General features: G+C 68.2%; 12 protein-coding genes. 4 read left to right on the plus strand and 8 right to left on the minus strand.

Annotated features, from left to right (window positions below; all coding sequences use genetic code 11):
• Positions 1-4: 4 nt before the first annotated feature.
• The 3 genes from IV112_RS20115 to IV112_RS20125 form a co-directional block, all read right to left on the minus strand.
• Positions 5-412: a hypothetical protein gene (locus IV112_RS20115; protein WP_304006743.1), complete on the minus strand. Its 408-nt coding sequence runs from the start codon at positions 410-412 to the stop codon at positions 5-7.
• Positions 390-1,112 (minus strand): DUF433 domain-containing protein, encoded by a 723-nt coding sequence (locus IV112_RS20120; RefSeq protein ID WP_304006744.1) that lies wholly within the window; start codon positions 1,110-1,112, stop codon positions 390-392. Before IV112_RS20120 ends, IV112_RS20115 begins: the two co-directional genes overlap by 23 nt.
• A 140-nt stretch (positions 1,113-1,252) precedes the next feature.
• Positions 1,253-2,761 (minus strand): PLP-dependent aminotransferase family protein, encoded by a 1,509-nt coding sequence (locus IV112_RS20125; RefSeq protein WP_304006745.1) that lies wholly within the window; start codon positions 2,759-2,761, stop codon positions 1,253-1,255.
• Positions 2,762-2,943: 182 nt separating this feature from the next.
• Between IV112_RS20125 and IV112_RS20130 the strand changes: the two genes are divergently transcribed.
• A complete protein-coding gene (locus IV112_RS20130) occupies positions 2,944-3,729 on the plus strand; it encodes an SDR family NAD(P)-dependent oxidoreductase (protein WP_304006746.1) in 786 nt (261 codons plus the stop codon).
• Between the two features lie 12 nt (positions 3,730-3,741).
• On the opposite strand, the gene alkB is transcribed toward IV112_RS20130, so the two are convergent.
• Together alkB and ada are read right to left on the minus strand one after the other, a co-directional pair.
• Entirely contained in the window at positions 3,742-4,386 is a 645-nt protein-coding gene (alkB, locus tag IV112_RS20135; RefSeq protein WP_304006747.1) for a DNA oxidative demethylase AlkB, read from the minus strand.
• Complete coding sequence (gene ada / locus IV112_RS20140) at positions 4,386-5,468, minus strand: bifunctional DNA-binding transcriptional regulator/O6-methylguanine-DNA methyltransferase Ada (protein WP_304006748.1); 1,083 nt, start codon at positions 5,466-5,468, stop codon at positions 4,386-4,388. The genes alkB and ada overlap by 1 nt, the downstream gene beginning before the upstream one ends.
• A gap of 329 nt (positions 5,469-5,797) precedes the next feature.
• On the opposite strand from ada, the gene IV112_RS20145 reads away from it, so the two are divergent.
• The gene (locus IV112_RS20145; RefSeq protein ID WP_304006749.1) at positions 5,798-6,427 is read left to right on the plus strand and encodes a DNA-3-methyladenine glycosylase family protein; all 630 of its coding nucleotides are present in this window, start codon (positions 5,798-5,800) and stop codon (positions 6,425-6,427) included.
• A 7-nt stretch (positions 6,428-6,434) separates the two neighbouring features.
• On the opposite strand, the gene IV112_RS20150 is transcribed toward IV112_RS20145, so the two are convergent.
• Positions 6,435-7,238 (minus strand): ferredoxin--NADP reductase, encoded by an 804-nt coding sequence (locus IV112_RS20150; RefSeq protein WP_304006750.1) that lies wholly within the window; start codon positions 7,236-7,238, stop codon positions 6,435-6,437.
• Positions 7,239-7,502: 264 nt separating this feature from the next.
• Here IV112_RS20150 and IV112_RS20155 point away from each other — a divergent pair, with 264 nt between their 5' ends.
• Both IV112_RS20155 and IV112_RS20160 read left to right on the plus strand, forming a co-directional pair.
• On the plus strand, positions 7,503-7,892 hold the full coding sequence (locus tag IV112_RS20155; RefSeq protein ID WP_304006751.1) for a putative zinc-binding protein: 390 nt from the start codon (positions 7,503-7,505) through the stop codon (positions 7,890-7,892).
• Between the two features lie 108 nt (positions 7,893-8,000).
• Positions 8,001-8,696 carry a hypothetical protein gene (locus IV112_RS20160; RefSeq protein ID WP_438362273.1) on the plus strand — a complete coding sequence of 232 codons (696 nt, stop codon included), beginning with the start codon at positions 8,001-8,003 and terminating at the stop codon, positions 8,694-8,696.
• 1 nt (position 8,697) lies between these two features.
• Here IV112_RS20160 and IV112_RS20165 read toward each other — a convergent pair whose 3' ends face one another.
• Both IV112_RS20165 and IV112_RS20170 read right to left on the minus strand, forming a co-directional pair.
• Positions 8,698-10,170 (minus strand): YdgA family protein, encoded by a 1,473-nt coding sequence (locus tag IV112_RS20165; RefSeq protein ID WP_304006753.1) that lies wholly within the window; start codon positions 10,168-10,170, stop codon positions 8,698-8,700.
• Between the two features lie 423 nt (positions 10,171-10,593).
• On the minus strand, positions 10,594-12,351 hold the full coding sequence (locus IV112_RS20170; RefSeq protein WP_304006754.1) for a PQQ-dependent methanol/ethanol family dehydrogenase: 1,758 nt from the start codon (positions 12,349-12,351) through the stop codon (positions 10,594-10,596).
• Positions 12,352-12,584 lie beyond the last annotated feature (233 nt).

Raw genomic sequence — 12,584 nt, forward strand, 5'->3', positions numbered from 1 at the left:
GGCTCTAGCGCTCGATCCGGCGGATATCTCCGCTACGGGTAATCGAGAAGATGGCGGGGCGAGTCGTCGTTTCGGCGAGCCTGATCATTCTTGGCCAGCAGGAAACGGCCAGATCCGCTGTTTCCTGAGCGGAAAGGTTGCCCGATGTCAGCGCAAAAAGGAGGACGCCAGCGTCGCGCAAGGCCTTGAGTTCGTCCGGGCGGCGACGGATGTTCTGGTCTCGTGTCAGAACCAGCCAGCCACGGCGGCCCGCTTCCGCAAGCCATTTCTCGTCCGGCGTGTCGTGGGCAAAGAGGTCCCTGTGAGCGACGAAAGGAATTTCGGCGGCGCGAAGGGCGCGATCAAGCTTCGCGCTCCAGGCGTCGCGGTCAATGAAGAGCGTGAATGCCTCAGGCAGCGACGCGTTGACCAAAACGCAGTGCTTCTTCGATCTCGTTAATGGCGACCTGGTAATCCTCCGCCATCTCCTGAATCGAGTCGCCCGCTGCAAAACGACTCACGATGACATCCGTCTTGACTCCAGCCCTCAGAAGAACAGGGCGACCAAAGGACAGGGTCGGATCGACCGCCACCACACGCGAACCGTCCTGTTGATTCGGGTGCACGTAAGGAAACAGCCGGATAGGTTTGCCGGCTTCGTTGCGCTCGATGCGCGCGAGTGCGCGTTCGAAGTCGCCCCGCAGGGCTTGCTGTCCGCTACGGGATACGTTCAGCAATTTGCTGGTATGTTCGACGAAGAGGTCGATTCCGTTGGTCTGGAACTGAGTGTCCAGCAGCGGTCGTGCCGACCCCAGGTGCTCCTGCACGTACTGAACGCTTGCACGCACCTTGTGCAGCGATACGTGATGGCGCCGGCGGATGGCCGAAAGCACATGCAGTTCGCACAAATTGGCGAAAGAGAGCAGGCGCTCGGACGCTCCGGCCGGTGCGATGACCGGCTGGAAAGTCTTCTCTTCCCCGGCGTTGCTTCGGTACTTCTGACCGAAGCACCACGCCTTCACTGTTGCAGCAGGCAGCGCGAGGATGCGGGCAGCCTCGCTGGCGCTGTAGGCGGGTTGTTCGGACCGCTCGGGCGGCGGGTTCCCGGGCGAGCCCGTTCGGGAATGTGTCATGAAGACGGGATGCTCCTGTGGCGGCAGAACTGTGGATACCTTGTAGACCTGCTTCGCCGGAAAAGTGCTCGTTGACTGCGCGCGATGCTAGTTCTATTGCCTTGATTCATCAAGGCTTGGATAGAGTTAGGTAACCGGTTTTATTGACGGGAATCTGCTCGACTATCCAGCGCCTGCGCCAGCCCCTCGATCCCGCGCTCGATCTGCTCCTCCGCCAGATGCCCGTAGCCCAGCATCAGGCAGCGTTCGTGCCCCGGCAGCAGTTCGTGGAACCACACCGGGCTGTCGGACAGCGGATAGACGCCGGTGCCGAAGCTGCGTGCGGCAGCCTGTACCTCGACCGCAGGCGGACAGGATTCGGGCAGGCGCAGCAATACGTGCTGGCCGGCGTCGGCGCCCTGGACGCGCACTTCGGGCAAACGCGTGCGCAGCGCGCCGACCAGCGCGTTGCGCCGCGCTTCGTGGGCGGTGCGCAGCCGGCGCAGATGGGTGTCGTAACTGCCGTCGCGGATGAACTGCGCCAGCGTGGCCTGTTCCAGCCAGGGTAGGCCGTTGTCCATCAGCGACTTGATCGTTACCGCGGTGCGCACCAGGTCGCGCGGCAGCAGCATGTAGCCGATGCGCAGGCCGGGGCCGAGCGTGCGGGTGAATGAATTGACGTAGATGACGCAGCCGTTGCGGTCCAGCGACTGCAGCGTCGGCAGCGGCGCGCCTTCGTAGCGGTAGTCGGCGTCGTAGTCGATTTCCAGGATGTAGGCGCCGTTGCGCGCGGCCCATTCGAGCAGCGCGAGGCGCCGGTGCAGCGGCATGGTGCCGCCGGTCGGGAACTGGTGCGACGGCGTGACATAGACCAGCTTCACCCGCCGCTGCGGCAGCTGTCGAACGTCCACGCCGTGCGCATCGACCGCCACCGGAATGACCTGGGCGCCATAGCTTTCGAACAGGAAGGCCGCACCGCGGTAGGTGGGCGCCTCCATCACGACCGGCGTACGGGTGCCGACAAAGAGGTGCGCGACCAGATCGATGCCCTGCTGGAAGCCGGCCACCAGCAGCAGCTGTTCGGTCGAGGCCACCATGCCGCGCGTAGTGGCGAGGTGGTTCACGATGAGCTGGCGCAGTTCGGGCAGACCGGCCGGGTGGCTGTACTCGCTCATGCGCTCGGCCGCGCCGCCCAGGCATTCGACGATGAGCTTGCGCCAGATGCGTTCCGGAAAGCTGCGCGGGTCGGCGCGGCCGAACACGAAGTCGGCTGCGAGGCCGGGCTGGGCCGGACGATGCAGGCCGGTCAGGCCGCGGCCGCCGTAGGGCAGCGGCAGGTTCAGCGCACGGTGTTCGGCGCCGCTGCGCAGGTCGTCGATGCTGTCCGGTGAGCGTATCAGGGTGTCGGGCAGCGTCTTCGCGACGAAGGTGCCGACCGCGCGCTCGGTGTACAGATAGCCCTGCGCGATCAGTTCCTCGTAGGCGGCGGTGACCGTGTTGCGCGATACGCCGATCTGTCGCCCAAGGTCACGCGTCGCCGGCACCGGCGCGCCGGGCGGCAGCAGGTGGTGCTCGATCAGCGCGCGCATCTGGGCGACGATCTGCGCCTGCAGCGTGCTGTCCAGGGTCGGGTCTACGTGGATGGGAAGGTGCACGGCGTGAGCTCGCATGGCGACGTTCCGGCGACCGCTGGGTCGCCCGCTTTCCGCGAGATTAACAGCAGACCGTGCGCCAACCGGCAACGCTCGATCGTGAGGTCTATATCCAAAGAGTCAGGCAGACGCTTTACCACCGCACGAAAGATGCGCGACGCCCCGGACTCGACCGGCGCACGACAAAGAGGGAGACGGACATGAGTGCAGAAAATGGAAGCGGCTGGGCGCTGGTGACCGGCGCGTCTAGCGGACTGGGTGTCGAGTTCGCGCGCCTGCTCGCGGCGCGCGGACGCAATCTGTTGCTGGTGGCGCGCAGCGTCGAGGCGCTGGAGACGCTGGCCGCCGAACTGACGGCCGCCCATCGGGTTGCCGTCCGGGTGGCAGCGCTGGATCTGTCGCAGCCGGACGCGGCGATCGAACTGAAGCGACGGACCGACGGACTGGGGCTGCGTGTCGACACGCTGATCAACAATGCCGGATTCGGCGTGCACGGCGAATTCGTCGAGGCGGATTCGCGGCGCCTGCAGCAGATGCTGGACGTGAACGTGTCGGCGCTCACCCAGCTCGCCCGCCTCTACGGCGAGGACATGCGCCGCCGCGGCGACGGTCGCATGCTGCTGGTGGCCAGCCTGCTCGGCTTCATGGCGTCGCCGGTCTACGCCGCCTACGCGGCGACCAAGGCCTACGTGCTCAGTCTGGGCGAAGCCCTGCACGACGAACTGGCGCCGCATGGGGTCACCGTCACCGTGCTGGCGCCCGGCCTGACCGACACCGCTTTCACCCGCACCGCCGGGCACGAGGCATCGGCCACGCTGAAGCTGATGCTGATGCAGCCGCGACCGGTGGCCGAAGCCGGCCTGCGCGCGCTCGATGACGGACGCGCCTGCCTGGTGCCCGGGATCCTGAACAAGCTGTCGGCGTGGTCCACCCGCATCACGCCGCGCGCCATGCACCGTCGCATCATGCAGGCGCTGCTGGCCTGAACGCCGGCGGTTTCAGGCCGCCGCGCGGAAGGTGAGATTGATGCGGCAGGCGCTGGTCAGCGGATGCTCGGCGTGCGCCAGCGGCAGCACACCGTGAAAGCGCAGCCGCGACGGGCCGCCCCACACGACCACGTCGCCATGCACCAGACGCAGCTTCCGCGTCGGGTCGATCCGCCGCAGGCCGCCAAACAGGAAGACGGCCGGAATGCCGAGCGACACCGACACGATGGGCGCGCCGTAATCGCGCTCGTTGCGGTCCTGGTGCAGCGTGAGCCTGGCGCCCGGCACGTAGCGGTTGATCAGGCAGGCGTCGGGCGCGAATCCGGGGAAACCGGCGCGCGCCGCGGCGTCGTGTGCGAGCGCGCTGAAGCAGGCCGGCATCGCCGGCCATCGTCGCTCACTGCCGGGGTCACGCGAGGTGTAGCGGTAGCCCTGTTCGTCCGAGTGCCAGCCCAGCGCGCCGCAGCTGGTGGTGGCCACCGACATCGTGTGGCCGCTGGGCGTGATCAGGTGACGGAAGGGCGCGCTGGCGGCGATGTCGTCGATCGCGGCCAGCAGTGTCGGCGCGACGTCGCGCGCACAGCCACGCAGCAGCGCGGCACCGGGCGCCAGCGCGTAGATGCCGGCCTCGCGTTCCTGTTCGTCGAACAGGTCCATCAGTCGCTGCGCTCGCGGTCGAGCAGTGCGCGCTTGCGCGCCACGCCCCAGCGATAGCCCGACAGACTGCCGTCGGTGCGCACGACGCGGTGGCAGGGCACCGCCACCGCCAGCGTATTGGCGGCGCAGGCGCTGGCCACCGCGCGCACCGCGTTCGGTGCGCCGACGCGCTGCGCCAGTTCGGTATAGCTCAGCGTGTGGCCCGGCGGGATCGCGCGCAGCGCCGCCCACACGCGCTGCTGGAAGGCGGTGCCGCGGATGTCCAGCGGCAGCGCCAGACCGATGCGCGGCGCCTCGACGAAGCCGACCACCTGCGCCACCAGACGCGCGAAGTCGGCATCGTCGCCGCTGAGGCGTGCCTGTGGGAAGCGGTCCTGCAGTGCGCGTGCCAGCGCGTCGGCGTCGTCGCCCAGCGCGATCTCGCATACGCCCTGCGTGCTGGCTGCGACCAGCAGTGCGCCGAGCGCGCATTGCGCGATGGCGAAGCGGATGTCGGTGTCGGCGCCGCCGGCGCGATAGCGACGCGGCGTCATGCCGAGCGGCTGGGCCGCTTTTTCGTACACCCGGCTGGTCGAACCGTAGCCGGCGTCCACGATGGCCTCGGTCACGCTGGCGCCGTCGGCCAGCCGCTCGCGCAGTCGTGCCGCGCGTCGTGCCACCGCCCAGGCGCGCGGTGTCAGCCCGGTGTGTGCCTTGAACACGCGCAGCAGGTGGAAGCGACTGAACCCGGCTGACGCGGCCAGTGCGTCGAGCGAAGGAAGCGTGTCGGCGTCGTCGATCTGCCGGCACAGTGCGGCCACCATGGCGGCCTGCCGCTCGGCCAGGGGCGGCAGGTCCGGCCGGCAGCGCTTGCAGGGCCGGAAGCCGGCCGCCTCGGCGTCGGCGCGGCGGGCGTGAAAGGTCACGTTCTCCGGCCGCGGCGTGCGCGCGCCGCAGGACGGGCGGCAGTACACGCCGGTGCTGCTGACCGCGTAGACGAACTGTCCGTCGGCACCCGCATCGCGCGCCCGTACCGTCGCCCAGCGCGGGTCGGCCAGCGTGGCTGCGGCGCGTGCCTCACGGCGGCTGGCGGTGTTCGTCATCGTGCTTCCGCTTCTTTCGGGTGGTCGATACCGGGACATTAATCGCTGTGCACCGACGACGCACTCCGCCGATTGCTTTCGAATCCGGGTGGGTCGCCGCAGTCAGCAAGCTTCGATCCCGGCCGCTGTCGGGGTCAGAAGACCCCTCCCACAGAACCCCGATCGAGGCTCAGGTCGTCGATCGGGCGCACCACCCCTGTGGGAGCGGTCTTCTGACCGCGACGCGGCTTCGGCAAGCCGCTGGCGGTGGCTGAGGCCGCCCGAACGGGTCCTTCCGCAGGCAAGTCACGGTCGACATCGCCCGGCCACGGTCGCGATACTACGTTGACATGGACACCCTCGACACGATGCATCACCACCACGAAGCAGCGCACTTTCTGGCCGCGCTGGACGACGACTGGGCGGCGCTGGTCGCCACGGTCGGCCCCTGCCTGCACGCGCCCAAACCGGCGCGCGAGCCGTGGCAGGCGCTGCTGCGCGCGGTGGCCTACCAGCAACTCAGCGTGCGCGCCGGCGACACGATGATCGCGCGCTTTCTGGCGCTTTACGGCGAAGGTGATTTTCCGTCACCGGAGCAGGTCTGCGCCACCTCGCCGGACGCGCTGCGCGGCTGCGGTTTCTCCGGCCGCAAGGCGGACACGATACGCGGCATCGCCGAAGCGGCCCGCAGCGGCGTCGTGCCGACGCTGGCGCAGGCGCGCGGCATGGACGACGAAGCGCTCGTCGCCCGGCTGACCGCGCTGCACGGCATCGGCCGGTGGACGGTGGAGATGATGCTCATCTACACGCTGGGCCGCACCGATCTGCTGCCGGCCGACGACCTCGGCGTGCGCGAGGGCTACCGTCGGTTGCGGCGTCTCGACCGCCCGCCGACGCCGCGACAGATGGCCGAACTGGCGTTGCCCTGGTCGCCGCACCGCACCGCCGCCAGCTGGTATCTGTGGCGGGTACCGCGCTGACCGTGCCCTACCAGTACTTCTCGAACAGCATGCTGCCCGGACTGTTGCGCCGGCAGGGCGTGAAGCCGCGCTCGGCCAGCAGTGCGCGCATTTCGGTGGTGAATTCCGGGTTGCCGCACACCATGATGCGGCTGTCGGCCGGCTCCAGCGTGCGCCCGACGTGCGCCTGCAGTGCGCCGTCCGAGATCAGCTGCGGGATGCGGCCGGTCAAGGCGCTGACACCTGCTTCGCGCGTGACGATGGGCACATAGCTCAGCCGGCCGTGCGACACCGCGGCCGGGGCTTCGATCTCGTCACGGTAGGCCAGTTCGTCCGCGTGGCGCGCGCTGTGTACCAGCACCACGCGCGCGTAGCGGTCGAGCGCGCCGGGCGTGCGCAGCAGCGAAACGTAGGGGCCGAGTCCGGTGCCGGTCGCCAGCATCCACAGCGTGTCGCCGGGCGCCAGCTGGCTGTCGAGGAAGAAGCCGAATACCGCCTGCTCCAGCAGCACGGTGTCGCCCTCGCGCAGTGCGGCCAGCTGCGAGGTGAAGGCACCGCCCGGAATCAGCACCAGCAGGAATTCCAGTTCGCTGTCGGTGGTCGCCGATACGATGGAGTAAGGACGCCAGACCGCGGCCTCCGGCGTGTCGACCGGCAGCCCGAGGCGGGCGTAGTGGCCCGGCTGGAAGAGGTAGTCGGCCGGCCGCTCGATGCGGATCGACCACAGGACAGGTGTCCAGCGCCGGATCGCACTGATGCGCTGGGCGGTCGAGCGCGGCACGCGTGGCGCGGGTTTCGCCAGTGCCAGGGCTGCAGCGTCGGTTTCAGCCATGTCGCTCTCCTTCGTTGCCGTACAGGGCAGACATCCATCGTGACAGCATGGACCGGCGGTGGTTCGCGCAATCCTTGTCGCAGCGCAAGGCGGCGCGAAAGCCGGCCCTCCAGACTGTCGGAAGCCCGTCCGTAGCCGACACCTGTTTCGCCCCCGTCTGTCGTGTCTCGCTGGCGCGAGGCGGCCCGGGGCGCGGTCGGTGGATGCGAACAGCCTTCAGCGCCGGTTGCCAGCGGCGCTGACGCACCGGCAAGGAGAATCGTCTTGAGCGCCCGTCACCGCCAGTTGCCCCTCGTCTACGCCTGCTCCGGCTGTTCCAGCGCTGCGCAGATGGCCAATCACATCGCCGTGAAGCTGGACCGCAGTGAGCGGGCCGAGATGTCCTGCATCGCCGGCGTCGGCGGCAACGTCGATCACCTGGTGCGCATTGCCCGCTCCGGTCGCCCCATTCTCGCGCTCGACGGTTGCCCGCTGGAATGCGTGCGCAGCAGCCTGGCGCAGCGCGACGTCGTGCCGACCCGCCACCTGCTGCTGCACGAGCACGGCGTGCGCAAGCGACAGCACGGCGAGTTCGACGCCGACGAGGCGGAGCGGCTGTTCGAACTGGCTGCCGGCATCGCCGCCGAACTGACGCCGGACGACCTGGCCGGCTGACCGCGCGCAAGACTGATCCGGATCAACGCAACGTCGTCGGCGCCTGCTTGACTGAAAGTTCAGACAACAAAGAGGAGAGAGCAGATGAAACTCGGTGGATTGCGGGCAATGCAGCGCGCGTGTGCGGCTGTCGCGACGGTGGCGGCGATGCTGGCAACGGTGCCGGCCGAGGCGGTGACGCGGCTCAGTTTCTCCGGCGTCGTGGACAGCCTCAGCGCGGGCTATGCGATACCCGGCATCGATGTCGGTGACGCGATCACAGGCTCGCTGCTGTATGACCCGACGGTCGCCGACGGCCAGCCGCTGAACTGGATCGGCTACTACCCGGGAGCGATTTCCGGCTTCAGCGCGACGATAGGCGCGCTGAGCTTCACCCAGTACACGGCGCAGTCGCCGAACAGCGAGATCGACGTGATCAACGACGACTTCTCCGCGGGGCTGTATCGCGACAGCCTCTACTTCCGCGTGGCGGTGGCGGAAGCTGCGACCCCAGATGTGGTGCGTTTCCTGCAACTGAGCTTCTCGGTGGCCGGTACGACGCAGCCCGGCGTGCTGGTCGATGACAGCATTCCGGCCGACTTCGACCCCCTGGCGTTCTCGCTGCGACGCGGGTTCATAACGGTGCTGCCACCCGGTGTGAGCCAGGGCAGCAACTTCGCGCTGAATTCGGTCGCGGTGGCGCCAGTGCCCGAGCCGCGCATGTCGCTGCTGATGCTGGCCGGGCTGTCGCTGCTGTGGCTGGGCGCCGGCCTGCACGAGCGCCGCCGGAGGCCGGCCGCGTCGTCGCCGACGCGGCCCGGCTGACTTACTCGGCCAGTGCCGACGGTGCCGGCTGCGCCATCGCGGCCGGGTTGAAGGGCAGGCCGTTCACCGTGAGCTGGCCCTTGCTGAAGGCGATCTTGGCCGACAGCTGGCCGTCGGCGCGCGTAACGTAGCCCTGGCTGGTCAACGGCTGCAGCGTCTGTTCGAACTGGGCGTCGGCCATGGTCGCAAGCTCGTCCGGATCGGCCTCGTCGCCGACCACGGCCAGCAGGCCGGCCTTGTTGCGTTCGACCATCATGCTGCGTACCAGTGCCTCCGGCAGCGATACGGCGCCGCTGGCATCGACCTTGCCGATCAGACCCAGCGGATTGGCCAGCTCATCCGGCGTGATGCCCGGTAGCGATACCTTCGCGCTGAGCGAGGTCGGGCCTTGCGGCGTGTTGAAGGCCAGGCGGTCGATGGCCACGACTGGAGCATGGCCCAGCAGTTCGATTGCCGGCCCCATCAGCTGCCCCATCTGCGCCTGCATCGCCTCCGGATTCGTCATCAGCGCGGGATCGGCCGACATCGTCATGAAGCTGCGATACAGCCGCGAGGTCGTGCGCGCGTGCAGGTGACGCAGCGAGAAGTCGTAGTGCGCCGGGCCGTAGCCCGTGCCGGCCACTTCGAATTTCTCGGCGCCGATGCGGGCCACCAGATCGACAAAGTCGCCGTCCTTCGGGATGTCGACCTCGTACACCAGCTTGGCCAGTTCCACCTTGGGCAGTGCCGCGCTGCCGGAGCGATCGTGGAAGCTGATGGCGTCCACGGTGAAGCGTTGCGAGCCGGCGTAGAGCAGCGGGTCGTCGTCGAACAGCCGCGTCTGGTCGCCGCTGAAGGCGAGGCCGGTCATCGCCATGCGCGAACCGGCGGCGTCGGTCACTTCCAGCTTCGGTGCAGCGCCACTCATCGTGTACTGCGTCATGCCTTCGGCGAAGTCGATGCGGGCCGTGATGCCGTCCCAGCTCACGCGCATCGCGTCGTCGTCGTCCTCCGCCGGCACCTCGAACACGAAGGCCGGGCTGGACAGTTCGCTGCGGCCGCCACCGGCGAAGTGGTAGACGGTGCGGATGTCGAGCGGCTTGCGGTCGCCGAACACCTTGCGCACCATTTCGAGCGCCTCGCCTTCGAGCACCAGTTCCGACTGTGCGGCGCCGGCGTCGAACTCGGCGCCGCCTATCCACGGACCGTGGCGGATGTCGGTGCGCACGGTCAGACGTATCGGTTCGATGGCTTCTTCACCGGCGGCCTGCAGCGCGCGCGCAGTGTCGCCCATCAGTTCGATGGTGACGGTTTCGGTCGAGGAGAACACGCCACGCTGGTAGTCGCGCTTTACCAGCTTCACGTTCGGGATGCCTTCGGTCTGCTTGGCCTGGGCATTGTGCGAGTTCTCGATGCGCTGGCCCAGATACCAGGCGCCGCCGGTGTAGGCGATGAGCGGAAGGGCGATGACGGCGAGCGCGGCGGCTTTCTTCATGAGGAGTCCCGTGTGGATGCGGATGGAATGTGAAGCGGGCCGCATCGTGACACGATAAGCCGGTGCCCGCTGTGACATCGCACGCGTTCGCGCCGGAATCGTCGGACCGTGGGTGAGCAGCGGCTTCGGGTCAGCCTGCCATCGCGAGCAAGCTCGCTCTCTCAAGGGCCCGCCGGGAGCTCAGCGCGCCGATGCGGCGACGGTGCGGGTGGGGGCGTCGGTCGTGGTTTCGGGCAGGCTGGCGATCAGCAGGGCGAGGCCGAGCAGGGCGGCGGCGGTGCGGGTGCTCATGTCCATGTGCAGAAGTACAAAAAAAGACCGGCGCACGAGGCGCCGGTTGCGCTCACCCGGTACAGGCGAACACCATGAGGAGACGTTGCCCCGGGCTGCTGTCGCGCAGCGCCGGGTCGGCGGGTGGGGTGCTCAGTCCTTCATCAGCTTGAATACCCACATCGAACCGCCCTGGTTCAGATAGCTCACCTTCTTGGCGACGTCGCCGCCCCACAGCGGCACTGCGCCGCCCCAGCCGGCCGTCACGGCGACGTACTGTTCGCCGTCCTGTTCCCAGGTGATCGGGGGGGCGACGATGCCGGTGCCGACCTGGAAGGACCACAGTTCCTTGCCGGTCTTTGCGTCGGCTGCCTTGAAGAAGCCCTCCGGCGTGCCCCAGAACACCAGGCCGCCCTTGGTCGTCATCGCGCCGCCCCACAGCGGCGCGTTGTTGGTGATTTCCCACACCACCTTGCCGCTCTTCGGATCGACCGCGCGCAGCGCGCCGATGTAGTCGCCACCGATGTCCTTGGCGTCGGCCGTCTTGATGGTGAAGCCGGCACCGAGGTACGCCGCACCCTTCTTGTAGGTGATGGGCTCGTTCCAGATTTCCATGCTCCACTCGTTGGCCGGCACGTAGAACAGACCGGTGTCCGGGCTGTAGGCCATGGGCATCTGGTTCTTGCCGCCGAGGAAGGACGGGGACACGTGTACCACCGAGCCCTTCTTGCCGTCCTCGCTGGCGGTCGGGTCACCCGGGCGCTTGGCCGGGTCATAGATCGGGCGGCCGTTCTCGTCCAGGCCCTTGGCCCAGTCCAGCTTCTTGACGAAGGGGAAGCCGCGCTCGAACTTGCCGGTGTTCGCGTCCAGAACGTAGAAGAAGCCGTTGCGGTCGGCCTTGGCGCCGAGGCGCTTGCCGCCGGCGTCGAAGGTGACGAATTCGTTGGTGCCGTCGTAGTCCCAGCCGTCGTTCGGCGTGCCCTGGAAGTGCCACTTGATCTGGCCGGTGGCGACGTCGATGGCCACCGTCGAGCAGGAGTAAAGGTTGTCGCCCGGGCGCAGGTGGCTGTTCCACGGTGCCGGGTTGCCGGTGCCGAAGTAGGCCAGCCCGGTCTTCGCGTCGAAGGTGCCGCCGAGCCAGGTGGCCGCGCCGCCGGTCTTCCACAGGTCACCCTGCCAGCTGGCGTTGGTGGTGCCGCTGATGCCGTTGTCGACCTTGTTGCCGGACTCGTCGAACTTGTAGCCCATGTGGCCTTCGATGGTCGGGCGCACCCACACCATCTTGCCCGTCTTCGCGTCGCGCGCCTCGACCCGGCCGATGATGCCGAATTCGCCGCCGGACACACCGGTCAGTACCAGGCCCTTGGCGATGATGGGCGCGGCCGAAGACGAGTAGCCGGCCTGGTAGTCGTCGATCTTTTCTTTCCAGACCACCTTGCCGGTGTTCTGGTCGAGCGCCACCAGCTGCGCGTCCAGCGTGGCGTAGATGACCAGGTTGTCATACACCGCGGCGCCGCGGTTGATCACGTCGCAGCAGGGCATGATGCCTTCGGGCAGACGGTGCTCGTAGGACCACAGCTTGCGGCCGGTTTTCGTATCGAGCGCGAAGATGCGCGAGTAGGACGCGGTGATGAACATCTTGCCGCCCACCACCAGCGGCTGCGCTTCCTGGCCGCGCTGCTTCTCGCCGCCGTAGGAATAGGACCAGGCCGGCACCAGGCGCTTGACGTTCTTGGTGTTGATCTTCGTCAGCGGGCTGTAGCGCTGGCCTTCCGTCCCCATGCCCCAGGACAGCACATCGCCGGTCGTGCGGGCGTCGTTCTCGATGTCGGCAGTGGTGACGCCGGCATGCACCGGGCCGCTGTGGGCGAACGCGGCGAGGATGAACAGGGCAAGGGTGGATCGCTTCATGTGTCGTCTCCGTCTGTGCGGATCGGTGTCCGCGGATGGAGCGGCAGACGCAAGGCGCGTACCAGAGCCGGGAATCCGTCCCTACCCGAATGCATATCGTGGCGGAGAGCCTTGCCGGAGGCCGGTGGACGCTGCACGGGGCAGCGCCGGGGTGCGCGCCGATGCGGAGTCCGCCGCGGACAGGAATCGAACGTGGTGACCGCTGCCGCCGTCCGGATTCCGGACTGTCGCGC

The organism is Methyloversatilis discipulorum (genome assembly GCF_018780585.1).
In the GTDB taxonomy this organism is placed as follows: domain Bacteria; phylum Pseudomonadota; class Gammaproteobacteria; order Burkholderiales; family Rhodocyclaceae; genus Methyloversatilis; species Methyloversatilis discipulorum_B.

Bases quoted from the DNA above. Each gene is read 5' to 3' on its own strand.
- IV112_RS20120 (WP_304006744.1), bottom strand. From the start codon at position 1,112: ATGACACATTCCCGAACGGGCTCGCCCGGGAACCCGCCGCCCGAGCGG.
- IV112_RS20130 (WP_304006746.1), top strand. From the start codon at position 2,944: ATGAGTGCAGAAAATGGAAGCGGCTGGGCGCTGGTGACCGGCGCGTCT.
- ada (WP_304006748.1), bottom strand. From the start codon at position 5,468: ATGACGAACACCGCCAGCCGCCGTGAGGCACGCGCCGCAGCCACGCTG.
- IV112_RS20160 (WP_438362273.1), top strand. From the start codon at position 8,001: ATGCAGCGCGCGTGTGCGGCTGTCGCGACGGTGGCGGCGATGCTGGCA.
- IV112_RS20165 (WP_304006753.1), bottom strand. From the start codon at position 10,170: ATGAAGAAAGCCGCCGCGCTCGCCGTCATCGCCCTTCCGCTCATCGCC.
- IV112_RS20125 (WP_304006745.1), bottom strand. From the start codon at position 2,761: ATGCGAGCTCACGCCGTGCACCTTCCCATCCACGTAGACCCGACCCTG.
- alkB (WP_304006747.1), bottom strand. From the start codon at position 4,386: ATGGACCTGTTCGACGAACAGGAACGCGAGGCCGGCATCTACGCGCTG.
- IV112_RS20150 (WP_304006750.1), bottom strand. From the start codon at position 7,238: ATGGCTGAAACCGACGCTGCAGCCCTGGCACTGGCGAAACCCGCGCCA.
- IV112_RS20170 (WP_304006754.1), bottom strand. From the start codon at position 12,351: ATGAAGCGATCCACCCTTGCCCTGTTCATCCTCGCCGCGTTCGCCCAC.
- IV112_RS20145 (WP_304006749.1), top strand. From the start codon at position 5,798: ATGGACACCCTCGACACGATGCATCACCACCACGAAGCAGCGCACTTT.